The sequence below is a fragment of the Kitasatospora sp. SC0581 genome, assembly GCF_048159585.1.
Lineage (GTDB): Bacteria > Actinomycetota > Actinomycetes > Streptomycetales > Streptomycetaceae > Kitasatospora.
Genome location: NZ_JBLRWA010000021.1, coordinates 42549 through 66741 on the forward strand (window position 1 = coordinate 42549; position 24193 = coordinate 66741).

26 protein-coding genes and 3 pseudogenes are annotated in these 24193 nt (G+C 73.7%); 16 read left to right on the top strand and 13 right to left on the bottom strand.

Annotated features, from left to right (window positions below; genetic code table 11):
- Positions 1–63: 63 nt before the first annotated feature.
- Entirely contained in the window at positions 64–786 is a 723-nt protein-coding gene (locus ACLWS4_RS26425; RefSeq protein WP_416875373.1) for a DUF4232 domain-containing protein, read from the bottom strand.
- 527 nt (positions 787–1313) lie between these two features.
- On the opposite strand from ACLWS4_RS26425, the gene ACLWS4_RS26430 reads away from it, so the two are divergent.
- A complete protein-coding gene (locus ACLWS4_RS26430) occupies positions 1314–1895 on the top strand; it encodes a hypothetical protein (protein WP_416875374.1) in 582 nt (193 codons plus the stop codon).
- Between the two features lie 178 nt (positions 1896–2073).
- Here the strand turns inward: ACLWS4_RS26430 and ACLWS4_RS26435 are convergent, their stop codons facing one another.
- On the bottom strand, positions 2074–3273 hold the full coding sequence (locus ACLWS4_RS26435; protein ID WP_416875375.1) for a hypothetical protein: 1200 nt from the start codon (positions 3271–3273) through the stop codon (positions 2074–2076).
- A 136-nt stretch (positions 3274–3409) separates the two neighbouring features.
- Here ACLWS4_RS26435 and ACLWS4_RS26440 point away from each other — a divergent pair.
- Positions 3410–3628 (top strand): annotated as a pseudogene (locus ACLWS4_RS26440) (IS982 family transposase); the annotation flags it as partial.
- A 20-nt stretch (positions 3629–3648) separates the two neighbouring features.
- On the opposite strand, the gene ACLWS4_RS26445 reads toward ACLWS4_RS26440, so the two are convergent.
- Together ACLWS4_RS26445 and ACLWS4_RS26450 are read right to left on the bottom strand one after the other, a co-directional pair.
- A complete protein-coding gene (locus ACLWS4_RS26445) occupies positions 3649–4047 on the bottom strand; it encodes a peptidase inhibitor family I36 protein (protein ID WP_416875376.1) in 399 nt (132 codons plus the stop codon).
- Positions 4048–4136: 89 nt separating this feature from the next.
- Positions 4137–4709, bottom strand: a complete 573-nt coding sequence (locus ACLWS4_RS26450) for a CHAP domain-containing protein (RefSeq protein WP_074003332.1) — start codon at positions 4707–4709, stop codon at positions 4137–4139.
- Positions 4710–5055: 346 nt separating this feature from the next.
- Here ACLWS4_RS26450 and tsaD point away from each other — a divergent pair, with 346 nt between their 5' ends.
- Together tsaD and ACLWS4_RS26460 are read left to right on the top strand one after the other, a co-directional pair.
- A complete protein-coding gene (gene tsaD, locus ACLWS4_RS26455) occupies positions 5056–6123 on the top strand; it encodes a tRNA (adenosine(37)-N6)-threonylcarbamoyltransferase complex transferase subunit TsaD (RefSeq protein ID WP_416875377.1) in 1068 nt (355 codons plus the stop codon).
- 353 nt (positions 6124–6476) lie between these two features.
- On the top strand, positions 6477–6647 hold the full coding sequence (locus ACLWS4_RS26460) for a hypothetical protein (RefSeq protein WP_158077724.1): 171 nt from the start codon (positions 6477–6479) through the stop codon (positions 6645–6647).
- A 61-nt stretch (positions 6648–6708) separates the two neighbouring features.
- On the opposite strand, the gene ACLWS4_RS26465 is transcribed toward ACLWS4_RS26460, so the two are convergent.
- Together ACLWS4_RS26465 and ACLWS4_RS26470 are read right to left on the bottom strand one after the other, a co-directional pair.
- Entirely contained in the window at positions 6709–6936 is a 228-nt protein-coding gene (locus tag ACLWS4_RS26465) for a hypothetical protein (protein ID WP_416875378.1), read from the bottom strand.
- A 142-nt stretch (positions 6937–7078) separates the two neighbouring features.
- Positions 7079–8371 carry an MFS transporter gene (locus tag ACLWS4_RS26470; RefSeq protein WP_416875379.1) on the bottom strand — a complete coding sequence of 431 codons (1293 nt, stop codon included), beginning with the start codon at positions 8369–8371 and terminating at the stop codon, positions 7079–7081.
- Positions 8372–8471: 100 nt separating this feature from the next.
- Between ACLWS4_RS26470 and ACLWS4_RS26475 the strand changes: the two genes are divergently transcribed.
- Positions 8472–9497, top strand: coding sequence for a DUF5937 family protein (locus ACLWS4_RS26475; RefSeq protein WP_416875380.1), 1026 nt, complete (start codon positions 8472–8474; stop codon positions 9495–9497).
- A 167-nt stretch (positions 9498–9664) separates the two neighbouring features.
- Positions 9665–9754: pseudogene (locus ACLWS4_RS26480) on the top strand (IS5/IS1182 family transposase); the annotation flags it as partial.
- Here the strand turns inward: ACLWS4_RS26480 and ACLWS4_RS26485 are convergent.
- From ACLWS4_RS26485 to ACLWS4_RS26505, 5 genes are read right to left on the bottom strand one after another with little or no spacing between them, the layout of a single operon-like run.
- A complete protein-coding gene (locus ACLWS4_RS26485; protein ID WP_416875381.1) occupies positions 9750–10574 on the bottom strand; it encodes a hypothetical protein in 825 nt (274 codons plus the stop codon). The pseudogene ACLWS4_RS26480 and the gene ACLWS4_RS26485 overlap by 5 nt on opposite strands.
- Positions 10571–10972 carry a hypothetical protein gene (locus ACLWS4_RS26490; RefSeq protein WP_416875382.1) on the bottom strand — a complete coding sequence of 134 codons (402 nt, stop codon included), beginning with the start codon at positions 10970–10972 and terminating at the stop codon, positions 10571–10573. Before ACLWS4_RS26490 ends, ACLWS4_RS26485 begins: the two co-directional genes overlap by 4 nt.
- Before the next feature lie 16 nt (positions 10973–10988).
- Positions 10989–11753, bottom strand: coding sequence for a class I SAM-dependent DNA methyltransferase (locus ACLWS4_RS26495; RefSeq protein WP_416875383.1), 765 nt, complete (start codon positions 11751–11753; stop codon positions 10989–10991).
- 21 nt (positions 11754–11774) lie between these two features.
- Positions 11775–12959: a YcaO-like family protein gene (locus tag ACLWS4_RS26500; protein WP_416875384.1), complete on the bottom strand. Its 1185-nt coding sequence runs from the start codon at positions 12957–12959 to the stop codon at positions 11775–11777.
- Complete coding sequence (locus ACLWS4_RS26505) at positions 12956–13933, bottom strand: aKG-HExxH-type peptide beta-hydroxylase (protein ID WP_416875385.1); 978 nt, start codon at positions 13931–13933, stop codon at positions 12956–12958. The genes ACLWS4_RS26500 and ACLWS4_RS26505 overlap by 4 nt, the downstream gene beginning before the upstream one ends.
- Positions 13934–14869: 936 nt before the next feature.
- On the opposite strand from ACLWS4_RS26505, the gene ACLWS4_RS26510 reads away from it, so the two are divergent.
- The 6 genes from ACLWS4_RS26510 to ACLWS4_RS26535 all read left to right on the top strand — a co-directional run bounded on the left by ACLWS4_RS26510 (position 14870) and on the right by ACLWS4_RS26535 (position 19504).
- Positions 14870–15832 (top strand): hypothetical protein, encoded by a 963-nt coding sequence (locus ACLWS4_RS26510; RefSeq protein ID WP_380744210.1) that lies wholly within the window; start codon positions 14870–14872, stop codon positions 15830–15832.
- A 78-nt stretch (positions 15833–15910) separates the two neighbouring features.
- Entirely contained in the window at positions 15911–16648 is a 738-nt protein-coding gene (locus ACLWS4_RS26515) for a class I SAM-dependent methyltransferase (protein ID WP_416875386.1), read from the top strand.
- A 45-nt stretch (positions 16649–16693) separates the two neighbouring features.
- Positions 16694–17899 (top strand): GNAT family N-acetyltransferase, encoded by a 1206-nt coding sequence (locus ACLWS4_RS26520; RefSeq protein ID WP_416875387.1) that lies wholly within the window; start codon positions 16694–16696, stop codon positions 17897–17899.
- Positions 17900–17928: 29 nt separating this feature from the next.
- Entirely contained in the window at positions 17929–18297 is a 369-nt protein-coding gene (locus ACLWS4_RS26525) for a hypothetical protein (RefSeq protein ID WP_416875388.1), read from the top strand.
- The gene (locus ACLWS4_RS26530; protein WP_380776973.1) at positions 18294–18815 is read left to right on the top strand and encodes a pyridoxamine 5'-phosphate oxidase family protein; all 522 of its coding nucleotides are present in this window, start codon (positions 18294–18296) and stop codon (positions 18813–18815) included. The genes ACLWS4_RS26525 and ACLWS4_RS26530 overlap by 4 nt, the downstream gene beginning before the upstream one ends.
- 143 nt (positions 18816–18958) lie before the next feature.
- Positions 18959–19504, top strand: coding sequence for an EF-hand domain-containing protein (locus tag ACLWS4_RS26535; RefSeq protein WP_380776974.1), 546 nt, complete (start codon positions 18959–18961; stop codon positions 19502–19504).
- A 30-nt stretch (positions 19505–19534) separates the two neighbouring features.
- On the opposite strand, the pseudogene ACLWS4_RS26540 reads toward ACLWS4_RS26535, so the two are convergent.
- Positions 19535–19990: pseudogene (locus tag ACLWS4_RS26540) on the bottom strand (hypothetical protein); the annotation flags it as partial.
- 206 nt (positions 19991–20196) lie between these two features.
- On the opposite strand from ACLWS4_RS26540, the gene ACLWS4_RS26545 reads away from it, so the two are divergent.
- Complete coding sequence (locus ACLWS4_RS26545) at positions 20197–20511, top strand: DUF6980 family protein (RefSeq protein ID WP_074003347.1); 315 nt, start codon at positions 20197–20199, stop codon at positions 20509–20511.
- A 338-nt stretch (positions 20512–20849) separates the two neighbouring features.
- On the opposite strand, the gene ACLWS4_RS26550 is transcribed toward ACLWS4_RS26545, so the two are convergent.
- Positions 20850–21353 carry a MarR family winged helix-turn-helix transcriptional regulator gene (locus tag ACLWS4_RS26550; RefSeq protein WP_416875389.1) on the bottom strand — a complete coding sequence of 168 codons (504 nt, stop codon included), beginning with the start codon at positions 21351–21353 and terminating at the stop codon, positions 20850–20852.
- A gap of 85 nt (positions 21354–21438) precedes the next feature.
- On the opposite strand from ACLWS4_RS26550, the gene ACLWS4_RS26555 reads away from it, so the two are divergent.
- The 3 genes from ACLWS4_RS26555 to ACLWS4_RS26565 all read left to right on the top strand — a co-directional run bounded on the left by ACLWS4_RS26555 (position 21439) and on the right by ACLWS4_RS26565 (position 24154).
- Entirely contained in the window at positions 21439–21945 is a 507-nt protein-coding gene (locus tag ACLWS4_RS26555) for a cupin domain-containing protein (protein ID WP_416875390.1), read from the top strand.
- Positions 21946–21989: 44 nt separating this feature from the next.
- A complete protein-coding gene (locus tag ACLWS4_RS26560; RefSeq protein WP_416875391.1) occupies positions 21990–22409 on the top strand; it encodes a RidA family protein in 420 nt (139 codons plus the stop codon).
- Between the two features lie 263 nt (positions 22410–22672).
- Positions 22673–24154 carry a flavin-containing monooxygenase gene (locus ACLWS4_RS26565; protein WP_416875392.1) on the top strand — a complete coding sequence of 494 codons (1482 nt, stop codon included), beginning with the start codon at positions 22673–22675 and terminating at the stop codon, positions 24152–24154.
- Positions 24155–24193 lie beyond the last annotated feature (39 nt).

Sequence of the window (24193 nt, forward strand, 5' to 3'; positions counted from 1 at the left end):
AGGGCCTGGGGCCCGGGAGCGGGGCGGCCGGGAGCGGGGCCGGCTTCGGACGTACGGCCGGGGCTACTTGGGGGCGGCGGTCATGGAGGCGACCGCGTCCGCCACGCTGCCCCGGTAGTTGCCCATCTTGGGGTTCAGGACGTGGGCCCCGGCGGGGAGCGGGAAGTTGCGGGTGTTCGCGAGGGGCATGTTGGTGCCCTCGCCGTCGACCAGCACGTTGATCTCGTTGATGCCGGGGGCGGTGCCGGTGGTGGCGCCGCTCGGGTCGAGGTCGATCACCGCGTAGGCGCTCCGGCCCGCCGGGACCGGGAACCGCTCCGTGCCGCTGGCGAGCACCGGCTTGAGGTTCTTGCTCTGGTCCCGGGCGGCCGAGTCGCCCAGGTCGACGCCCGGGGAGGAGCTCAGGCTGCAGGCCTTCGCGCCGGTGTTGCGCACCTCGATCACCCACTGGTTGGCCGCCCCGGCGCGCGCCGACGCGTTGATCGAGAGGCTCTGGATGTCGCACGGCTGGGCGGCGGCACTCCCACCACCGGTCCCGCCACCGCTCGACGGGCTCGCACCGGCCGGCGTGTGCGCGGCGGTGGGCGCCGCCGAGCCGGCGGGAGCCGGTGCACCCGGAGCCGGTGCAGTCGCCGAGGGAGCACCGGCGGCCGCCTTGGTGGGCGCGGAGCTCGCCGAGCCGGCGGGCGCGTCGGTGTTCTCGGGCCCGCAGGCGGTCAACGCGAGCCCCGCCCCGACGACGAGGACGGCGGAGACGAACAGCGGGCGACGGCGACGGACGGACATGGTGGCTCCCCGATGACGATGCGGACTGCTTGATCGAACACACCACAGGACGGCCGGACGACGGCTTTCGGTGCCATCCGCAGCGTCACAATCGCCAGGACATGACAGGGACCGGACTGTGACATTCGGTCAGCCGCAGGGCAGTTGACGGCACCCCTCACCTGCCGGTACACCCGGTCCCGCCAGCGCGGCCTGCCCGACGTCTACGGGAGGAGGCGCGTGCCTCCCGGCCATGTCGTGGTGGCGGGCCCGGGTGAGGCGGATCCGCGAGAGGGCAGGGCTCCGGCCGGCACGACCGGGGTTCCCATTCGCCTCGCAGGAGGTGCGTCGGGGGATTCCCGTTGTGACGATGGCCCCACGGGTCGGGCCCACGGATTGGCTGCGTGAACGGCCCCCGACTGCCCGCCGGTACCTTCGCCGGGCCGACGCGTTCCGCCCGGCGTACCCGGGGTCGTCTGCTGCCCGGGGACGTGCCGAGCCCGTCCCCTCCCACCATTCCCATCCGTCGAAAGCAGAGGGAAACCCGCATGTCCGTACGTCGAAGCGCCCTGACCGTGTCCGCCGTCCTCGCCGCGCTGGCCACCGGCGTGGCACCGGCCGCCGACGCCGCCCCGGCAACCGCCTCGGAGATCCTGAACTGCACCGTGAACGCCGCGGTCACCTTCGACCCGGCGTTGTCGGCCGGCCCGGAGGCCACCACCGTGACGATCGGGGGGACGGCGACCGGGTGCACCGACTCCCAGAGCGGCCCGACGGCCGTGGTGGGCGGCACCGTCACCGCGACGCTCACGTTCGGCACGCTCAGCTGCAACCCGCTCACGGTGCCGGCGCTGGTCCCGGGCTCCACCGCGACCTTCACCTGGAACCTGCAGAACGGGACGCATGCCAGCAGCACCATCACCAACATCGCCGTCGTCGAGGTCGACGGGGCCGGCACCCTCACCGGAACCGTCACCGGCTCCTCCTCCCGCCTCGCCGGGGAGACCCTGACCGCGGTCCTGAACATCGACAGCGACCAGCCGATCATCGACAACTGCATCGACGTCCTGGCAGGCATTGGCCAGCCAATCGCCCACTCGACCCTCACCGCCGCCACCGCCTTCAGCTGACCCCGCGCCACCCGGGCCCCGGCCCCCGCGGGGGCCCGCCCAGGGTGGGAACCCCGCCACGCCGGGCCCCGCGGTTGGCCCCCCGGGCCCCCGGTTCTGCGTTTGCCCGGGAACCGGCAGACCGGTCGGCGCGGGGTGTCCTGGGAGGCCTAGACGAGTAGTTCCGGAGTCGGGCGCTTCAGTCCAGGACGACCGTCACGCCGCGCTCGACGAGGATCTCCAGGACTCGGTCGAAGTAGGAGCTGCTCGCGCCGCACTCGACGGCCTGGTCGGCGAAGGCACGACGGGCGATGTCGGAATCGTGCCAGATCAGAGTGAACGGTGGAACGACCGCCGACCCGCCGCCGAGTCGGTCCCGGAGCCAGAAGAGGTCTCCGCCCAGTTCCCGGCCGGGGCCGAGGACGGCCTCGCCGATGGCCAGGTGAAGGCCTGGCACGTCGGTGGCGAAGCGGCCGTCGAGGTGGTACTCGCCACCGGAGCGACCGATCCCGGGGCCGTACGGGCCACTGGTCGTCAGCCGCAGCCACGCGTAGCGGCCCCGGGTGGTGAGCGGCGCCCAGAGGTTGGGCCGGCTCGGTTCGCCGTCGTACCAGGTCTCGTGAATCGCGCGGGCCTCCAGGGGCGGGCGGTCGTCGCGACGGTCCGCGAGCGTGAGGTCCAGCAGGGAGCTGCCCACGACGGAGGGCCGCACGTCGGCGATGTCGACGTCGACGCCGTAGTAGTACATGACCCGACCGTTGCGGTCCAACGCCACCAGCCACACGCACTCCCAAGGCCGGGGGTGCGGGTCCTTCAGCCGTTCCAGCAGCGCGTCGGTCGGCTCACAGCCGATCAGGTGGATCGGGTTTGTCCGCGGGGGGCGCTGCGGGTACAGCCCCCGCGCTTCGAGGCAAGTGCCGAGCGGTTCGTCGCTCCGCCGGTGCGCCGACCTGATTTCGAAGCGGTACGAGGTCGGGGCCTCTGGCACGGCCAGGGCCCTGTCCATGGTGTTCGCGACACCGGCGCCGAGGACCAGGTCGATCCGGTCCGGGTCACTGGGCGTGGGGCTGTGGGTGATGACGGAGACGTCGACGAGCTCGACGTCCGTCGGCGATGTCCTGTCGTCCGCGTCGAGGACGTCCACGACCAGGTCCCCGAGCAGCCGGCCCTCCGCAGCGGGTCGGGTGGCGAGCGCGGCGAGCCGACTGTCACTGGGGCAGCCGCGCAGCGTGACGACCTCCCGGGGCGGCGGCACCGGCGCCACGTACAGCCCTTCGACGTCGACGCAGCGCGCGAGGAGCGCGACGCGTTCGGTGTCCTCCAGGCTGGAATCGTCCTCGACGAGCAGGTAGCGCAGCGGGAGATCCCGCTTCCAGCCGAGGAACTCCGTGACCCGCATCCGACCTCCGGTACTCGAACCCTCCGAACCGGGCCACCCTACGGCCCGTCGGTAAGATGATCACCCGGGTTTTCGCCGGTGAGACCCCCTCTCAGCCGAGCCGATGCGCACCGCCATGCGATGGATGCGCGGCGTTCGACCCGGCGAGGGACTGCTGAAGTCCGTCCGCCAGCTCGTCGAGTCCGTCAACGACACCCTCAACGGCCAACTCGGGCTCGAACAGCACGGCGGGTGCACCATCGAAGGAGTCGGCGCCCGAGCTGGCCAGCGGCTGCTGGCGATGACCTGCGCGATCTGGCACAACCGCACCACTGGCCGACCCGTCACCCGCTCATTGATCGCCTACGACCACTGACCGACTGCGGAACTACTCGTCTAGCAGGACCAGCGGTGGGAGCGGAGGTGGACGCCGGTGCCGCCGTTCTGCGAGAAGTTGCCCCTCGCACCCGCCGCCGTGCACACCACCCGCTGGCCCGTGTAGTTCGCGCCGGGGTAGAACGCCACCGGCCTGCCGGAGCCGCCGTGGTTGTACACCGAGCGGACCTTGGTGGTGGCGGACCAGCTGCAGCGGTCACCGGACTGCCAGTCCGGGTCGTCGTAGGGCCAGGCGCAGACGCTGCCCGTCCCGTCGGGGCCGCTGTAGACGCAGACCCGCCCCTCCACGCACGACCACGGGTCGAGGGCGGCGTGGGCGGGCTGCGGGACGGTGAGCAGGGCGGCCGCGGCTGCGGCGAGGGAGGCGATGAGGCCGAGGTGCCTACGGGTGCGTTCCATGACGGTCTGTCCTTCCGGTGGGGGTTGTACGGTGTGCGCCAGGCCGGGCGGGGCCCGGACTCCGGGCGGGCTCGGGCTCCGGGCGAGGCTCAGGCCCCGGGCGGGCTGACGTAGCCGGAGACGTGCTGGTGGTTGGTGATCACCGTCGACGGGTCGAGGTGGGTACGGAGGGCGACCTTGTCGCCGAGGTTGCCGTCGACGGTGTCGAGGGTTCCGTTCGCATGGACGGCGGCGACCACGCCGACGTGGCCGGGAGTGCCGCCGTCCGGCTCCCCGTAGATCACCAGGTCGCCCGGCTTCGGGGTGTACGTGCCCCGCTGGTGGAACAGCCCCTTCTGCTTGCCCCACTTGCCGATGCCGCGCGCGGCCAGGTCGTCGACCGTCCCGTCGATCCCGGCCCGGTGCCACGTCCACTCGGCGAACGCCGCGCACCACGGGGTCTTCGCGCAGGAGCCGGAGCCACGGTGGTAGGCGAAGTACCTGTCGCAGGAGCCGGTCTTCTCCGGCGAGGTGCCCGCGGGGGTGATCTCCCCGCGGGCCACCGAAACGATCCGGTCCCGGACGGTGGCGGCCGCCGAGGCCGGCGCCGTGGCGGCGCCGAGCGGCAGCAGGGTGAGGGCGGTCAGCGTAACGGCGGCGGCGGTGCGCCGGGACAGCTTCATGAGAGCTCCTCCATTGGGGTGAACGGACCCTGACCGCCGCCCGGTCGGTTCGCCTACAGTCGGCGGGCATGCCGGGGCATGCCAGGGCCGAGAGGTGGTGGCGCGGCGGGAGTCGGCGAGTCGGTGCGGTGTCGCGGGATCCATCTCCGCACCGAACCCGGACTTCACCGTCCACTGCTTCACCGGCATCGGCATCGTGCAGCAGACCGAGAGCTGGCTGTTCCGGCCCGCCCCCAGCACCGCGGGCCGCACCGTCCGGGAAGCCGGACCCCGCCGGACCCCGCTCCCATGCCTTATTGCACAATAGTTGCAGTTGCATATCGAGGAGCAATAAGGAGTGGGTGCGATGCCGGCCTCGCCAGTGGTGCTGGGGATCGAGTCCTCGTGCGACGAGACCGGTGCCGGTCTCGTCCGGGACGGGGTCCTGCTCGGGCAGGCGGTCGCGTCGAGCATGGACGAGCACGCCCGGTACGGCGGGGTCGTGCCGGAGATCGCCGCCCGCGCCCACGTCCACGCGATGGCGCCCGTGGTCCGCGAGGCCCTCGACCGGGCCGGGCTCACCCTCGCCGACGTCGGCGCCGTCGCGGTCACCGCCGGGCCGGGCCTCTCCGGTCCGCTCCAGGTCGGGGTCGCGGCGGCCAAGAGCTACGCCTTCTCGCTCGGCGTGCCCCTCTACGGCGTCCACCACCTCGCCGGGCACGTCGCGGCGGCCGCCCTGGAGAGCGAGCCGCTGCCGAACCCGTGCGTCGTCCTGATCGTCTCCGGCGGGCACACCTCCCTGCTGCTGGTGCGTGACCTCGCCCGCGACCCGATCGTCCACCTCGGCGACACCCTGGACGACGCCGCCGGCGAGTGCTTCGACAAGGTCGCCCGGATCCTCGGCCTGCCCTACCCCGGCGGGCCCGCCATCGACCGCGCCGCCCGCGAGGGCGACCCGAACGCGGTGCGCCTCCCCCGCCCGCTCAGCGGGCCCAACGATCCCCCGTACGCCTTCTCCTTCTCCGGCCTCAAGACCGCCGCCGCCCGCTGGGTCGAGGCCCAACGGGCCGCCGGCGGCGAGCCGCACGTCCCGGACGCGGCCGCGGCGCTCCAGGAGGCCATCGCGGACACCCTCACCCGCAAGGCCGTCCGGGCCTGCACCGACCACGGGATCGGCACCCTCGTCGTGGTCGGCGGCGTCGCCGCCAACTCCCGCATCCGCGCGCTGACCGAACAGCGCTGCGCCGCCGCCGGGATCACCCTGCGGGTGCCGCCGCTGCGGCTGTGCACCGACAACGGCGCGATGATCGCGGCCATCGGCGACCTCCTGGTCCGCTCGGGCGCGGCCCCGTCCCCGATGAACCTCTCGATCGACCCCTCCGCGCCCCTGGAGTACGCGGCGCTCTCCCCCCTCGCGGCGGTCCGGGCCGCGTGACGACCCGCGACGCTTCAGGGGTCCAGGCCGCGTGAGGACCCGCAGGGCCCGGCGGCCCCGCCGCACACCCCTCGGCGCCTCCTGGCCACCCGGTTCCCGGCCCGTCCGGCGACGGCGACGTGGGGAGCGCCACCGTCCGCACCCCGAGCCGCCCGGGCGAGACGCGAGCAGCGGAGGCCCGCACCGCCGACGGGAGCGTCGCCGTGGGGGGCGCCCTCAACCGGCCTACGGCACGGTGCTGCTCGCCCACCTGAAGACCGCAGCGGTATTCCAGCCCGTCGGCCCCGACGACGGCCGAGCCCTCCGCGAGGGCCCCGCACACGGACGTCTTCGGGTGCGGGAATCCGCCCACGATGTCCTGGGTGTCCCGGGCCTGCGGCGGAAGCATGCTTCTGGCCGTCTCCTCCAGCGCGGAGTCCGGGGCGACCAGCCGGCGGTTCCCGCTCAGCAGCGCCGTGGCCTCCTCGGCCTGCGGTCCGTCGAACTTCATGACGCTGCCGGTACTGGTGTTGAAGAGGGCGTAGCCCTCGGTCAACGGCACTCGCAGGGTGTACCGGGAGGTGGCGAGAGGGGCGGTCATGCCGTCTACTCGGTTTCCAGGATGGCCACACAGGTCGAGCGGCTGCCGCACAGCCGCGCTGGACTGAGGGTTCTCCCGCTGGAGGTCTCCTCCGCGATGTCGCTGAGCTGCGAGTCGACGATCGTGGCCGTGACGATCTCGTACGTCTGCCCCGGCGGCACGCGGACCTGTGGGTCGGTGTCCTCCGAAGCGATGAGGCGGACCTTGGCGCGTGGTGCACGGTCCTTCGGCATGCCGTTCCCCTTCCCGGGCGCGGGCCGGTCACCGTCGCCGGCCGTCTGTGGACGGAAGCGGTTCCCGCTCCGGTGCCGGCCTACCCGCCCGCGCCCGCTGCCGGAGTGATGACGGCGCGGGAGCGATCGCCCGGCTGCCGGTTCATCGCGGAGCGCCGGTGCCCGGCAGTTCGCGCCGGGTGCGCAGCGGCGAGAAGAAGATCGGTATCCAGACCGTGGCGAGCCCGGCGGCCCCGGCCCACAACGCGGTTCGGACGGAGGCGAGTTCGCCCAGCAGGCCGGCCAGGGCCGCGCCGATCGCGAGTGAGCCCGTCAACAGGACGCGCATGGTGGCGTTCATCCGGCCGAGCAGGTGGTCGGGGGTGACGCTCTGCCGGAAGCTGACCTGGATCACGTTGTCGACGCCGATCTTGTACGTGGTGATCAGCCAGGCTCCGGTGGCGAGCCAGAGGGCCGGTCCTCGGGCGGCCAGGGCCAGCAGGGCGCCGAACGGTGCGACGGCCAGACCCACCGACCACAGCAGCCGCCCGGCGCCGAACCGGCGGGCCGACCAGCGGGCCGACATCGAACCGATGAGCACGCCGAGACCGCCGACGGCGAAGAACAGGCCGATGACACTGCCGGAGAGGCCGAGTTCCCGGGCGAACAACACCGGCACCATGGTCTGGCACAGCTGGATGGACAGGTTCGTCAGTGCTCCGGCGAGCGCGACGGCCCGCAGGATCGGGTCGCCGAGCACGAAGCGCAGTCCCTCGCGTATCTCGCGGCCGAGCCCCGTGTCGGGCCGGTGCCGCGGACGCGGCTCCGGCCGGCGGATGCGCAGCAGGAGGAGCGCCGACCACAGGTATCCGACCGCGTCGACCACGATCGCCGCCGGGGCGGAGAGCAGGGCCGTGAGGAATCCGCCCGCGCTGCGCCCGCCGATCTGGGCGAGGGCGTCCACCGTCACCAGGTGGGCGTTGGCCTGGGTGAGCCGGTGGCGCCCGACCAGGTCGGGCAGTTGGGTCAGCGTGGCCACGTCGAAGAAGACCGTGGCCATGCCCGTCAACAGCACCACCAGGTAGAGCTGTTGGATCGTCAGGCAGTCGAGCGCCCAGGCGGCCGGCACCGACCCGAGGAGGGCGGCCCGGACCAGGTCGGCGGCGATCATCACCGGCCGCTTGCGGATCCGGTCCACCCAGGCCCCGGCCGGCAGGCCGATCAGCAGGAAGGCGAGGGTGCTCAGCGTCGCCAGCAGGCCGACCTGTCCTGGCGAGCTGTGCAGGGCCAGGACGGCGGTCAGCGGTATCGCGAGGGCACTCACCGCGGTGCCGAGCTTGCTCACCGCGGCGGCGCCGACGAGCAGGCGAAAACCCGGGTCCCGCAGGACCGAAGCAGACGGATCGGGGGTGGTAGCGGCCGTGTCCGGCCGCTGGGGAAGATCGGTGCTGGTCATGAGCCGAGGTTCCCGCCGCACCGGCCGGCGGGCGAGGAATTTAGGCTGTACTGAATCCCGGGCCGCCGGCCGCTGGGTCCTCCGCCTTCGAGGGGGCATCGTGCTGGATCTGGCGTTCTCCGTCCGCGACTTGGCCCGCACCAGGTTCACCCTGTCGCCGCTGTGGGAAGTGGTGGCCAGCGTCAGAGTGCTGAAGCATCCGGCCGAGCACCCGCTGCACCGCCCGTGGAGCGTCGAGGCCGGACGCCGGCTGGCCGCCTCGGGGCTGGACTGGCGTCTGCTCGCCGATCTGGTCCCGGATCCGCCCGGGTCGATCCCGATCTTCCTCGCGCCGCCGCCGGCGGGCCCGGCCGCCGATCTGGACAGCGAGTTGGCCGTCCTGCGTGCCACGCCCGCCGAGCAGGTCCGGTCGGGCCTCGGCGCTCCGCGCGCGCCGCGTTCCGAGCGCGTCGACCGGCTGCGCGGCGATCCGCGCCGCGGCCTCGCCGAACTCGCCGACCTCATCGCGTCGTACTGGGAGATCGCGCTCGCGCCGCACTGGCCCCGCATGCGCTCGCTGCTGGAGGGGGACGTGCTGCACCGTGCCAGGCTGTTCGCCGAGCACGGGGCGGACCGACTGCTGGGCGACCTGGGGTCCGTCGTGACCTGGGACGACGACACCCTGCGCGTCGGGCACCACTACGTCCACGGCAGCCGGCGGCTCGGCGGGCGCGGCCTCCTCCTCGTGCCGTCGGTGTTCGTCTGGCCCCGGGTCTTCTCCGTCGTCAGCCCGAACTGGCAGCCCACCCTGCGCTATCCGCCGCGTGGGGTGGCCGCGCTCTGGGAACGGCAGGTCACCGTCCCGCAGGCCCTGGCAGCGGTCGTCGGCCGCTCCAGGGCCCGGCTGCTGGCCGACCTCGACACGCCCGCCTCGACGACCGAGCTGGCCCGCCGCACCGGGATCACGCCCGGCGGGGTCTCCCAGCACCTGACCGCCCTGCGCGCCGCCGGCCTGGTCGACGCCCACCGCAGCGGCCGGTACGTCCTGTACGTGCGCACCGAGGCGGCGGAGGTCCTGCTCGCCGCGGCGGACGGACGGCGTGACGGTGCGCAAGCGCCGCCTTCGCCCCGGAGTTCCCCTCGTTGAGGACCGGCAGGAGCGTCCGGTGCGCGGGACGACTCACCAGGGTCTCGGCCGTCACGGGTCGGACGCCGTTGCCCGCCCAGGACCTTGTCGAGAGCCCACAACCCATCAGCCGGAGACCGCCGCCATGGCGCCATGGCAGAAGGATGGGGCCGCTGCGCGGCGGCCCCACCGCCACTCCCGTCACACCCCGCAGGCTCGTCCGACGCTCGACGAACCGCTACCGCCGGGACGGCCGCCCTACTACCCGACGCCTCAAGTGGGCAGCAGTGGGTGGGTGGTGGCGAGGAGGAGCAGGCCGAGGGAGGCCGTGGAGAAGGGGACGATGCGCCGGGGGCTGATCAGGAGGAAGGCGCCGTGGACGAGGACGGCGAGGGTCAGTGCGGCGGGGGCCGGGAGGAGGCCGAGGGCGGCGAGGCCGAGGGTGACTTCGGTGGTGGCGGTCGCGATGGCGGCGGCGCGGCAGAGGCGGCGCAGGGTCGGCCGGGTGAGCATGGCGCTGAGTGCGCCGAGGCTGGGCCAGGCGGGGAAGTCGCGGTTTCCGGCGGCGGCTTGGACGGCGTTGTAGGCGAGGTTGTCGATCAGGACGCCGCCGGTGATGAAGTGGGCCGAGCGGAGTTTGCGGATGCCGGCCACGAGGTAGAGCTGCGCGGCGCAGAAGGAGGCGAGCAGGCCGGCGGCGACGGGCCCCGGCCCGGGCAGGGCCAGCAGGCCGAGGGCGGTGGTGAGTTCGGCGACGCAGACGGTGGTGAAGCGGCAGCCGCTGTGCCGGCGTTCGATGAGGACCAGCGCCAGGAGGAGGCCGCAGCCGGTGCCGTAGGCGGCCGTCGAGGCGGGGCCGGGTACGGCCCAGCGGAGGCCGGTGGTGGCCGCCAGCGCCGCGGCGCCGGTGAGCACGTTCAGGGCGAGGCGGCGTCGGACGGCGAGTTCGGCGGGCGCGGTCCAGCCGCGGCCCAGGCAGTAGGCGCGGCCCCCGGGGTAGCGGCGGGCGATGGTGCGGCAGTCGGCGAGGGTGAGGGCGGCCTGCCAGGTGACGGCGAGGAGCAGGAGCAGTTCGGCGGCCGTCTGGGTGGTGGTCACGGTGCCTCGCGCAGGGCTTCGGCCAGGGCGCGCAGTTGCTGTCCGGTGGGCAGCCGGGCCAGGCGCAGTTTGCGGGTGGCGGGGTCGTAGTGGAGTTGCCAGCCGCCGTCGGATCCGATGATCAGTCCGCTGAGCGGGGTGTCGAGGTCGGCGTGGGCGAGCAGCCGGCGCAGTTCGGGGATGTTGAGGTAGTGGCTGCCCGGGGCCAGGTGGAGCTGCTCGATGTCGATCGGGTGCGGGCGGCCTTCGTGCTGGATCCAGAGGAAGCCCTTGGAGGAGCCGGAGTACATGCCCCAGGAGAAGAGGCGGTGCGGCGAGGTCCACGCACCCCAGACGACGAGGACCGCCAGCGCGATCAGCGCGGCGGCGGCCAGGACGGTGCAGGCCCAGGCAGGCATGGCGGGCGCCGCCGGTTCAGCGGGCGTGCCGGTAGACCGACACGTGGTAGGCGCAGCCGTCCGTGAACGGTGTTCCGCTCCAGTCGCCGTAGCGCTCGCGCAGCTCCAGGCCGGCCTGGTGGGCCATCAGGTCGAGTTCGCCGGTGCCCGCGTAGCGGAAGGTGACGTCGAGGTCCACCGTAGGGCTCCCGTCGCCGGGGGTGATGCGGTAGTGGGAGTGGTAGCGCTGGGCGGCCCGGTCGAAGCTGCGGTGGAGCACGACCCGGTCGCCGTCGGCCGTCGGGACGGCCTGGCCGTCCGGCTCCTGCGGCGCGGCGACCAGGACTTCGGGGACGAACGCGTCCAGGACGAACAGCCCCTGTTCGCCGGTGAGTTGAGCGGCGGCGCGGAAGCACCGCAGCTGGTCGTCCTGGGTGTCGAGTTCGAAGAGGGTCCCGGCGACGAGGTAGACCAGGTCGTAGGAGCGCCCTGTGCGTGGGGGGCGGGTGAAGTCGGCGATGGTGACCGGGACGCGGTCGCCGTCGGGCTTGGCCGCCAGGACGGCCGCCATCTCGGGCGAGGCGTCGATGCCTTCGACCCGTACGCCGCGCCGCGCCAGCGGCAGGGCGACGCGTCCGGTGCCCACGCCGAGTTCCAGTGCGCTGCCGGCACCGGCGAGGCGGGCGAGGAGGGCGACGGTGTCGGAGGTCACGGACGGTTTGCCGAACCAGGTGTCGTAGCGGTCGGCGAAGTGCCGGGCGTACGGGGCCGCCGTCGGGGGGCGGGTGGCGGGAGCTGACACGGTCGGTCTCCGTTCCTGGGGTCAGCCCAGCGGGTGCGGGGGCTGCGGTCTGGCCGAGGCGGCGTGGGGTGGTTCGTCGACGGGCAGTCGGCGGGCGCCGGGGGCCACCACGCGCACCACCGCCGTGTCGTCGTCGCCGAGCCCCGAGGCGGTGGTGGGGACTTCGACCACGTCCTCGCCGGTGTGCTCGGCGAGCAGGCGGGGCAGCTCCGGCGCCTCCGGCGGCGCGGACGGTGTCCGCCATGCGCCCTCGACGGCTCCGCCCAGCAGGTGGGCCAGGCTGTCCTGGCGGTGGAACGTGTGCAGGGCGTGCTCCAGCGGGCCGCGGGGCCGGTGTCCCGGGTCCGCGCGCAGCCGGGTCCAGGCGGTACGGGCGCTGGGGGTCCCCATGCTCCAGCGCACCATCAGCGCCTCCTGGACGGCGGATGCCGCGGCCGCGGCGGGAGCGCCATCGGTGGCGCGGGCGCCGAAGCTCTGCCGGGCTCCGTCGGCATCGGACAGGCAGGCCACCACGCACGCGGTCCCCGCCGGGCCCGGCAGCACCATGCAGCGGTCCCGGAGCCCCAGGGCGTCCAGGACCCGCCGCAACGGCGCGCCGAGCGGCGTCGGTCCGCACGGCACGAGGCGCGGCCCGTCGGCGTACCAGGCGTGCCACAGCAGGTCCCGCTCCAGGATCTCCAGCAGGGCGTGCCGGCGTGCCGCGGCATCGGTCCGGTGCGCGGCGAGTCCGGTGGAGCCGGGGGGCGGCGGCGCCGCGCCACCGGCGGGCGGGCGGTACGCCAGGTACACCGCGCACGCCGGGACGAGCAGGCGCCCGGCGCCGGTCAGCGAGGCACCCTCCACCCACTCCACCTCCATCTCCCGCGCGTCCGCCGCCTGTTGGAGGTCCGGCCAGGCCCACGGGTCCAGGGCGGGCCGACCCGCGCGGCGCAGGGCGGTGTACGAGGCGACGACGGCCCGCCGCACGGCGCGGTGCCCGGCCAGGACGTTGTGCATCCGCTCCAGCAGCTCGCCCGCGGCGCGCCGGGTGACGTCGTCGCGCTCGGTCCCGGCGGCCGACCCGATGAGCACCCGCTGTCCGCCGGCCGCGTCGTTGACCGCGAAGACCGGGCTGCGCGCGGCGGCCCTGCCGAGCAGGAACTCCGGCGCCTCGGGGAAGAGCCCACGGACCTGCACCGGCCAGGCCGTGTCGGCGTCGGCGCTCACACCGCCGCCCCGCCGGCGAGGACCGCCTCGGCCTGCCGCAGCAGTTCCCCGCCCGCCGGGGTCAGAGCGTCGGCGTGCCGGCGCAGGGACACGGCCCCGTCCCGGCCCTGGTCGAGCAGGACCGCGTGGCGGGCGCGCACCGTCGGCCCGTCCGGAAGCCTCCGGTACAGCAGCACGAGCCGGGCGAGCACCACCACCTGCTGGAACAGGCCGGTCAACGGCCGCGGGTCGGCGCGCAGCGGGGTGTGCAGCAGCACGTCCGCGTCGGACGGCCGCAGGTACGGGGTGCCCGCGGCCGCCGAGTTGCACCGGTTGTGGGTGCCCTCGTGGACCAGTGCCTCGGCCAGCCGGACCGGCCCCGGCAATCCGCTCTCGTGGTCGTCGGTGAGCCGCCGGTGGTGGACGAAGGCGGTGCCGTGCACGGTGAAGTCGGTGAATCCGTCGATGCCCTCGCCGTTCAGGAGGGCGATCTGACGCAGGGTGACGCCGAGTTCGGCCAGCATCGACGGCCATGCCTGCTCCAGCACCCGGCGGCAGTCGGCGAAGACCGCGCGCTGCTCGGCACTCCAGTCGCCCACCTCGGCGGCGGGCCCGGTCCCGGCGCGGTCGGTGCGCTCGGGGATCTGGCGCAGGGCCCGCCGGACGCTCGCCGTCAGGTGGTCCTCCGCCGGCGGTGCCAGGTCCACGGCCCAGCCCGCGGTAGCGGCCGTGGCCCAGGCCCGTTCGGCACTGGACCGGGCGCGGGTGACGACACCGCGCACCAGCCGTGAGTCCTGTTCCCGCTCGGCGGGATCGGAGGGCTTCCCGCGTTTGCGCTGCAGGCGGTGTGCCGCCGCGTGCAGTCCGGGATAGCGCAGGTCCTGCCGCCGCCACGACTCCTCCGCGCACCCCGCGGCCGTCAGGCAGCCGGCCACCAGGCCGTCCAGGTGCTCCTCGTCCCCGGCGGCCCGCTCGGCGTCCGGTTCCACACGCACTGCCGCCTCCCTGCTCCGGTCGACACTCCGCCCCCCGGGGACCGGGGCGGACACAGCGGTCCGCCCCGGTCGTGGGTCACGTCCCGTCACTTCGGAACGTCGACCATCAGGGCGAAGTCGGGCAGTTCCTCTTCGTCCACGACCTCGACCTCGACCTCTTCCGGCTCGCGCGTTTCTTCCATCACGCACTCCCTCTCGGTCGGCGCCCACGCCCTGGTCGGCAAGGGCGCTCGAGGACCACGCTAGGACGTTCGGTCGTCCGCGACCCGTCGGCAGTCGCGGCCCACGGCGCGGCACCGCCGTCCAGGCCGTCCCCCTACCGGGCCCCCACATCGCGGGACTACTCCGAACGAGTGACCTTGCACCGCCGCGACCAGGAGGAGCGCACGAGAGCGGGACGTATCCAGGGGTCAGGCGGTGCGCCCGGAGGCCGGAGCCGGGGGCGTCGGGGCCGGAGCGGCGAAGCGGGGGAGGCGGTGGTACCGGTCAGGGTGCCGGCGCCGTCGACCTGGGTGAGGGCGGGGCCGACGCCGCGCCGTGGCGTCACCGCCTGGCGCGCAGCGGTGCCCCCTGCCGCCCAGCCGTCCAGCCGTCCAGCCGTCCAGCCGCCCCGAGGCTTTCAGGGCCGGCGTCGTCCTCGTGTGGAGGTTTCGCGGCGTTGGCCACTCGTTCGAGCCTGCGGCTTGCACCACCGCCCGGCGGCGCCGCTGCCGGGCCCGCGCACCCGCTCCGACCGGGGTCCACGAGGACGGCGGGGCCCTCCTGCTCCCCCGAGACCGGGTGACCGGCCTGGTCCGAGCGCGATCCGAGAACGGCCGTCGGCCGGACGGGTGGCGGGCAGGGGGTGGACGAAGCACGGGAGCAGGGCAGTAGGGTGCGGCGCTGACGGGTTGACGGAGTGTCGGCAGTGACACGGAGAGGCGTGAGGAACTCGGCGTGACGTACGGAGATCAGGGCTCGTTCCCACGGAGCCCCTACCCGCGGGATCCCCGCCAGTGGCCGCGACCGGCCGGAGTCCCGCTGTGGCAGCGGTTCCGGGGCGAGGAGTGGCCCACCCTGCGGGAGTTGCTGGCGCCCGCGCGGCGGGTGGCCAGGTGGTGGGCCCTGGTGCCGCTGCTGTTCTGCCTGTGGCCGTTCCTGGTCTTCCTGGCGCTCTATCCGATGGCCAGGTCGGCACGGCGGCTGGCGCGACGGGTGTTCATCGTGCCCGGGCCCCGGGGGATCACCGACGAGGTGGTGCTGCGGGTGCAGAGGATACGGGGGTGGCTGGCGCTCGGGGCGGCGCTCGTGGTGCTGCTCGTGTACGGGACGGCGGACGACTGGGACCAGCTCGACGACCAGTTCGAGACCCGGCTGACGGTCACCCCGTTGCTGGTGCTGGTGACCGCGCCCGTGGTGGTCGGGGTGCTGTTCCGGCTCGCCGGGCCGGCCGCGCGCCCGGCCATGCGGGCCCAGGTGCGGCCGGCGGTCCTGATGGCTTCGCAGTACCTGGGCGCGTGCGCGGCGGTGCCGGTGCTGCTGTGGCTCGCCGGTCAGGCGCAGGGGTCGGTCCAGGGGCTGTTCCTCGGGCCGCTGTTCAACCTGCTGGTCCTGGCGTTGCCGATCTGGGTGCTGATGTTCGTGGCCTTCGCCTCGCCGACGGTGGTTCGCACGGCCTTCACCATGGACCGGGTGCACCCGGTGTTCCCGCCCGTCCTGACCGGCGTCCTGGTCTGGGAACTCGCCCTGATCGGGCTGGTGTTCGGCGGCCTGCCGCCCGGCCCGCCGGCCGTCCGGCTGGCCGCCGTGGTCGGCGGGCCCGCGACGGTGACCGCGGTGGCGTGGTGGGAGGTGCACCGGCTCCGGACCCGCTTCGGGGTCTCCCTGCGCGGGCGGGCGACGGCCGGGAGCGGGCGGTAGCCCGGCCGGCGGCGGTCTCGGGACCCGCGGCGGTAGCGGGCCGGGCACGCCCCGGAGATCGGGCGGACAATCGAAGGCATGGGCGGAGCGGACCGGTTCGACACCCTCGGTGACATGTACGAGGAGATGTTCCTCCTGCCCTGGCGCCGACACCTGGAGTCGTTCAGCGTGTTCGCCGCACTGGGCACGGTCACCGGCCGCAGCGTCCTGGACATCGGGTGCGGTACGGGCCTGTACAGCCGGGAGCTCAAGCGACGCGGCGCGGCGCGGGTGGTCGGGTACGACGTCTCCGGCGGCATGCTCGACGTCGCGCGGCGGGCCGAACGCGACGAGCCGCTGGGCATCGAGTACACCGAGCGCCGCGACCACGTCGAGGACGGCGCCTTCGACGCGTGCCTGGCCGTGTACGTCCTGCCGTACGCGGAGGACTACGGAGCACTGCTCTCCCTGTGCGCCCTGGCATCACGGACCCTGCGCCCGGGCGGCCGGTTCGTCACCCTGCCGGTGAACCCGGACTTCCACGGCGAGCGCGCCTACTACGAGCGCTACGGCCTGCGCCTGGTGGAGACCGAGTCGCGCCACGACGCCTCGCGGGTGACGCTGGAACTGTGCTTCGGCCGCTACGACGAACGGATCACCGCACGGTACTGGAGCCGGACCACCCTGGAACGGGCCCTGCGCGAGACGGGCTTCGCCTCGATCTCCTGGCCCGCCTTCCGGGTCTCAGGGGAAGGAACCGCCCGCCACGGCGAGGACTTCTGGCGGCCGTACCTCGCCTGCCCCCACGCGGCGATCATCAGCTGCACCAGGACCTGATCCCGGAGAACCCGACCCCCGGAGCCCGATCCCAGAGACACCACCATGGCGACCACACCACGGGACCACCGCCGCACCGGCCCGATCGAGGCAGGATTCCCCCCGTCCCCCGCGGCGGTCGACCCCGCGCGGTGGGACCGGCTGATCGGCCCGGACAACTTCTACAACAGCAGCGCCTGGGTGCGCGCGCTCGAACTCGCCCACGGCGACACCGGCGCGCTCACCGCCGCCTCCGGCGGCCGGCTGCTGGGCGCCCTGTCCGTCTGGCCCGGCGAGAACGACGAACCCGGGCTGTTCCACCTGCCCACGCTGTTCCCGGGCCTGGCGGTCGCCCGGTCCGCGCGATGGCTGTGGCTGGGAGCCCGGCGCTCGACCTACAACGAACTGGTCCGCACCCGCGGCGAGGACCGCGACCGCGCCCTGGAAGTCCTGCTGGAAGCGGCGCTGCGGCTGGCCCGCGACCGCGGCCTCGACGGCGTGGTCCTGCCCTACCTGGCCGCCGGCGACGCCCGGGAGCTCACCCGGATCCACCCCCGGGCCGTCGTCCTGCTGCACGACGCGGACGCCAACGTCGCCGTCCCGGCCGGCGGCTACGCCGAGCAGTCGGCGCGGATGAGCCAGCCCGACCGCACCCACCGCCGGGCCGAACGCCGCGCCTGCGAGCGCGGCGGCACGACCGTGGAGTGGCGGCCCCTGGCCCACGGGGACGTCGCCCGGCAGGCCGCGGCCCTGGTGACGCAGACCCGTGCCCGGCACGGTGGAACCACCGACCCCGCCTGGATGCTCCGCTCCTTCGCGGCCCAGGCCACGACGGGCGTGCTGGACCGGGCCGTCGGCTGCTTCGCGGTCCGCGACGGCCGCCCCGTCGCCGTGAACGTCTGCTACACCCACCACGACCGGCTCTACGGCCGCTACTTCGGCTTCGACTACCGCGCCGCCCAGCCCCGGAGCGAGTACTTCGTGCTCTGCTACCAGGCCCCCGTCGACTACGCGGCCGCCGGCGGCTTCCGCCGCTACCGCCTGGCCGTCTCCGCCTGGCAGATCAAGATCCGGCAGGGCGCCGTGCTCTCCCCGCTCGCCGCCGTCGTCCTGCCCCTGCACGGGCGGTTCTGCGACCGGCGGACGGCGGCCCGGCACAACGCCCACACCGCCCGGCTCTGGACCGGCCGGTGTGCCGCCCGCCCCTGGGCCCTGGCACCCGAGTGGAACGGCTGGGCCCAGGACGGCCCCGACGCTCCCGCCTCCGGCTGACCGCCGCCGACATCGGAAGGAGACCCGCCGTGCTGCACCTGGTCTACCTGATCCAGCCCGCGCCGGACGCGGAGACGGACCCGCACGCCTTCTGGGAGTGGGTCCGCGCCCGCGAGTCCTGGTACTACGACGGACTCGACACCGTCCTGCGCACCCGGTGGGCGGTACGCACCGTCGGCGCCCACGTCCACACCATCGAACACACCGTCAGCTTCGCCGACGAAGCCGGCTGGGGCCGCTACCGCCGCCAGGTCGCCGACCGCGGCCGCGACCCGGCCTGGGAACACCGCCGCACCGAACAGACCCGCTGGTGGACCCTGCTGGACGCCACCCTGCTCAGCGACCCCCCGGTCCCCCTCGGCTTCGACCGCACCCCCGCACCGGGACGCACCCCGTGACCGGCCCCGACGAACTCCTGCGCCGCAGCGGGCACCTGCTCACCCACGCCCGGTTCATGACCCTGGCCACCACCGACGGCACCGAACCGTGGGCCTCCACCGTCAACTTCGTGCCGCTGCGCGCTCCCGGCGCCCCCTTGCGGCTGCTCTACTACTCGCTGCGCACCGCCCTGCACTCCCGCAACATCGGCTGCCACCCCCGCGTCGCGGGCTCGCTCTACCTGACCGGCTTGCCCGGACTCGGCCTGGACGGGGCCCAGTTCACCGGCACCTGCCGCGCCACCGACGACCAGGGCGTGGCGGAACACCACCGGCTCTACTACGAGTTGAACTTCCCCGATCCCGCCGTGCGGAGCGAATGGCTCCTGCCCGCATCCGACTTCCGGGGTTCGGGCCCCCGCCGCTTCTACACTGTCGAGGTCGACCGCTGGTGGCTGTTGGACATCGACCGCTGGCTCGTCGACAAGCACGACCAGCGCGTCGAGGTCCCCCTCCACGCCCTCACCGGGCCGGGCTGAGCCACCTGGCGCACCGCCGCCCTCCCGCCGTCACCCGCGACGGTGGCTTCCCCGCGTTGCGGGGGCGTCCCCCGGAGCGCCCCTTCTACCGTTCGCCGCATGCCGCCGCACGCCGCCCGCGCGGCCAGGGAATCGAGGACCACATGACGTCGGCCGTGAAGAGCAAGAAGTTCAACACCCTGTTCGACTGGTTCGACCTGAACGGGGACGGACAGCTGTCCCAGGAGGACCTGCGCGGCACCGCCGACGTGTTCGCCCGGACCGCGACCAGGGACGACCAGGCCACCATCCGGGCCCTGCACGACGCCTTCGCGCGCTGGTGGGACCTCCTGCTGGAGCACGGGGACACCGACGGCGACGGACAGGTCTCGCGCCAGGAGTTCCTCACCGTCATGAAGGCCGACGTGACCACGCCCGCGCACTTCGAGGGCACGGTGCTGGCGATCGCCGACGCCCTGCTGAACGCCTACGACACCAACGGCGACGGCGTCCTCAGCAAGGAGGAGTACGTCCACATGTACGAGCAGCTGGGCGTGCCCCGCGTGCACTCCGAGCAGGCGTTCCCACGGCTGGACCGGGACGGGAACGGGGTGATCAGCCTCGACGAGTTCCGCGAGGCGATCATCGAGTTCTACCTCAGCGACGACCCCTCCGCGCCGGGCAACTTCCTCCTCGGACCGATCGGCTGACGGCTGACGGCCGGATCGGCTGGATCGGTTTCACCGGATCCGGTCCCGCGCCGCTACTCGTGGCACAGGGTCTCCGGGCCCAGGACGCGGCGCCGCCGCAGGGGGTAGCCGCCAGCCGAAGCCCGACCCTCCGCAGCGGGGCGGGGAGCCTGCCGCACAGCAGGATCCCCGCCCCGTTCTCACGCAAGGAAGGGGAAAGTCGACGTTAAGGCACGGGAGATGACGATCAGTCGGACGCTGCGATCCGGGGGAAGGCGGTCCTCCGGGCCTGACGGGCACCCGACTCCGGGACACCGCGCGGCGCCCGCGGTAGTCGGTCGTGCAGAACGTGGGTGGCCGACCGCCGTGAGAACCGAGCTTCCTCCGGCTGCGGACCCGGTCCGCGGGGACCGGTGAGGATTCGGGCCCCGTGCCGTCGCGCTGCCAGCGGCGGAAGAGCCCGTAGACCGTCCCCCACTCGCCGTACCGGGCGGGCACGTCCCGCCACGGCGCACCCGTACCGCCCCCACCGTATGCCGTCGATCAGCTGCCGCTTGACCAGACCGGAGGCCGTCCTGGCTTCTTGCTTGCCGGCAACATCGCCGCCAGCCTCGCCCACTGCGCGTTCGTCAGATCTCCCCGCCCCATCCGAAGATCATCTCAGGCCGTGATCTACTTCCGATCGTCCTGCTGATCGATGAGGAGCCAAGGCTATGACCGACCACTGCTGCGAGGCGATGACGGGCCAGGTGAACTGGCACTGCGACCAGCACGACGACCCCTTCGCCTGCCCGGACGCGCTGATTCGCTTCAGCACCAAGTTCCAGGACTACGGGTTGATCATCCACGACGGTGGTGCATCGATCATCAGGATCGACTTTTGCCCGTGGTGTGGACAGCGCCTCCCCGAGTCCCAGCGGGATCGCTGGTTCGACGAACTGGAGCGTCGCGGGATCGATCCATGGGAAGACCAGCTCCCGGCCGAGTTCCAGGACGCGAGCTGGCTCGCTTCGCTTCGTCAGGAGTGAAGCGGCTGTTGATCCACTTCTGAGACACGCCCTGGTCGGAGGGACCAGGCCTTGCGGGTGCGGGCGGGCGCCACCACCGGCCCGCGCAGCATCGTGCCGCCGGGCTCGACGCTGGGCGCCGGCACCACGGTCGGGCCCGCCACGCCGGTGAATGCACGGCGGGAGGATCCCGGACGGGACGCGTCGGAAGCGGAGTACGTCAGGGTGCGGCAGTCGTCACGGACGGCACACCGCACCGGGTGTCGGCCGCCGTACGCGTTCCTCTTGTACGGCGGCCGACGGCGTCCCGGAGCGGTCGCGGGTGGCTGGACCTCGGGTGGGGGCGTCGGGCGGGGCTGTCAGGGTGCCGGGGTCTCCGTGCCCTCGACGTCAGCGAGCAGTTTGCGCAGGAGCCCGTCCAGGGTGGCCCGTTCCTCGCCCGAGAGGGCGGAGAGCAGCGCGGTCTCGTTGGCCGCGTGGTCGGTGAAGGCGGCGTCCACGAGGGCGCGTCCGGCCGCGGTGAGGGCGATGCGGACGCTGCGCCGGTCCGCCGGGTCGGTGCGGCGTTCCACCAGGCCCGCCGATGCCAGCCGGTCGATCCGGCTGGTCATGCCGGCCCGTGACATCAGCAGCAGCGCGGCGAGTTCGGAGGGCATCAGTTCGTACGGCGCGCCGGAGCGGCGCAGGGTGGCGAGAACGTCGAACTCGCCGCGCTGGAGGCCGTGTTGCTTGAACACCTCTTCGACGACCCGGCCGGCGAGCAGCGCGAAACGGCCGAGGCGGCCGACGGTGCCGACCGCCGCCAGGTCGAGGTCCGGGCGCTCCCGGCTCCACTGGTCGAGCATGACGTCCACGTGATCCATGGGGGAATGTTATTCGATGGGAGATAGTTAGACGTAGTACTATCAGCTGAGGAACTATCGGAGTGCTCACCGTGGGGAGAGACCAATGACGTTGATCGGACCGGAAGCCGTGGTCGTGCGGGGCGACGAAGCCGAGACCGTCTCGATGCTCGGCGGCCAGGGGCGGCTGCTGGCGGACTCCAGCGCCACCGGCGGCGCCCTGAGCACCCTGCGCGTCACGCTGGGGCGCGGCAAGGACGGCGCCACCCCGCACTACCACGGGGGCTCCTCGGAGCTGTTCTTCGTCGTCGACGGCTCGGCCCAGGTGCTCGTCGGGAACGAGGTGGTCACCGCCCGCGGCGGCGACCTCGTGGTGGTACCGCCCCACCTGCCGCACGCCTTCGCGGCCGCGCCGGACTCCGGGGCGGACCTACTGATAGTGATCACCCCCGGCGTGGAACGCTTCGACTACTTCCGCCTCCTGGAGCGGATCCGCGCGGGCGAGGCGACGGTCGAGGAACTGCTCGCCAAGCAGGACCTCTTCGACAACCACTTCCTGGAGTCGCCGAGTTGGCGCGACGCCCGGGAGGAAGCCGCCCGGTCCGAGCCGTAGACCGCCCGGCAACGAGCCCGGCCCGACACCAGGAGAGGAACCCCGTGACCGACACCCGCACCATCACCAACCCGCCCGGCCTGCACGACCCGACGCCGTTCGGCTACAGCCACGCCGCCTCCGCACCCGGCGAACCGGTGTTCATCGGCGGCCAGTACGCCTCCGACGCCGACGGCCAGGTCGTGCCCGGCGACTTCGCCGCCCAGGTGGAACTCGCCCTCGCCAACCTGCGCACCGCGCTCGCCGGAGTCGGCCTCGGCTTCGAGCACGTGGTCCGCCTCGGCTCGTACATCGTCGACCACGACCCGCAGAAGCTCGCCGTCCTCGGCAAAGCCCTCGCCGGCGCCTGGGGCGACCGACTGCCCGCACAGACACTCAGCGGAGTCGCCTCGCTCGCCCTGCCCGGGATGCTCTTCGAGATCGACGCGATCGCCATCCGACCGACAGCGGAGGCAACCGACTGACTTACCCGCAGGGGTCCCACCCGCCGGCGGGACCCCTCGCCGCACCGCCGCCGTTCGAACCGACACGGACCGCCCACACGGCCCGGGCCACTCACACGGTCCGGGCCGCCGCCGGTGGAACCGTCCTGCGCGCAGGTCGCGGAGCCGGCGACGGACCGAGGTGGCCCGGATGGGACTGCCCGTCGCCCGCCCCTGTCGCGCAATGCCGAAAGCTTGTCGGGAAAAGACGGTACGGCCGCCCCGCGAACCACGACAGTGGACCCATGACCACACACCGCACCGACGTCCTCGTCATCGGCGCCGGAGTCGCCGGCATCGGCGTCGCCTGCCGCCTGCGCCGGGAGCTCCCCGGCCGTGACTTCGCGATCCTGGAGCGCCGCCCCGGCATCGGCGGCACCTGGGACCTGTTCCGCTACCCGGGCGTCCGCTCGGACTCCGACATGTTCTCCTTCGGCTACCGGTTCCGCCCCTGGAACGGGACCAGGGTGCTCGCCGACGGCGAGTCGATCCGCGACTACGTGACCGCCACCGCCCGCGAGTACGGCGTCGACAAGGCGATCCACCACGGACTGCGGGTGCTGGCCGCCGACTGGTCGAGCGAGCACCAGCGGTGGACGGTGACCGCGCTGCGCGAGGCGACCGGCGAGCGGGAGACCTGGGTCTGCTCCTTCCTCGTCACCTGCACCGGCTACTACGACTACGACCGGGGCCACCTGCCCGAGTTCCCCGGCGCCGAGCGGTTCGAGGGCGTGCGGATCCACCCGCAGCACTGGCCGCGGGACTTCGACCACACCGGGAAGCGGGTCGTCGTGATCGGCAGCGGCGCGACCGCCGTCACGCTCGTCCCGGCGCTGGCCGACAGGGCGGCCCATGTGACGATGCTCCAGCGCTCGCCCTCGTACGTCTTCTCGGTGCCCTCGGTCGACCGGATCACCGCCTGGCAGCAGCGGTTCCTGCCCGGCCCGCTGGTCGCCAGGATGACCCGCCGACGCAACATCGGCCTGCAGCGCGCCCTCTTCCGGACCGCCCGGCGCTTCCCCCGCGCGACGCGCAGGATGCTGCTGGCCGGGGTGCGCCGGGCGGTCGGCCCGCGCATCGACATGACCCACTTCAGCCCGGCCTACGACCCGTGGGACGAGCGGCTGTGCGCCGTCCCCGACGGCGACCTCTTCCGGGTGCTCCGGGAGGGCCGCGCCGACGTCGTCACCGACACCGTCGAGACCTTCACCCCCACCGGCATCAGGCTCGCCTCCGGCCGGGAACTCGCCGCGGACGTCGTCGTCACCGCCACCGGCCTGAACCTCCAGGCCTTCGGCGGCGCCACGATCAGCGTCGACGGCGAACCGCGCGACCTGCACGACGTCTGCACCTACAAGAGCGTCATGCTCGAGGGCATCCCCAACCTGGCCTGGGTCTTCGGCTACACCAACGCCTCGTGGACCCTGAAGGTCGACCTCGCCGCCGCCTACCTGGTGCGCCTGCTCAGGCACCTGGACGCCACCGGCCGCACCGTCGCCGTGCCCGTCGACCACGCGGCCAACGCGACCGACGCGGGCGTGGTCGACGAGCTGACCTCGGGCTACATCCGGCGGGCGAAGGACGTCATGCCGCGCCAGGGGCGCGAGTTCCCCTGGCGGATGGTGATGGACTACCACCACGACCGGAAGGTCCTGCTGTCCGACCCGATCGAGGACGGCGTCCTCGCCTTCGGCGGGCCCGGGAGTGCGCGTCTTACCGGTCCGTGACGCCGCCCCGTGTCGACCGGCCGCGGGCCCGGTCGGACG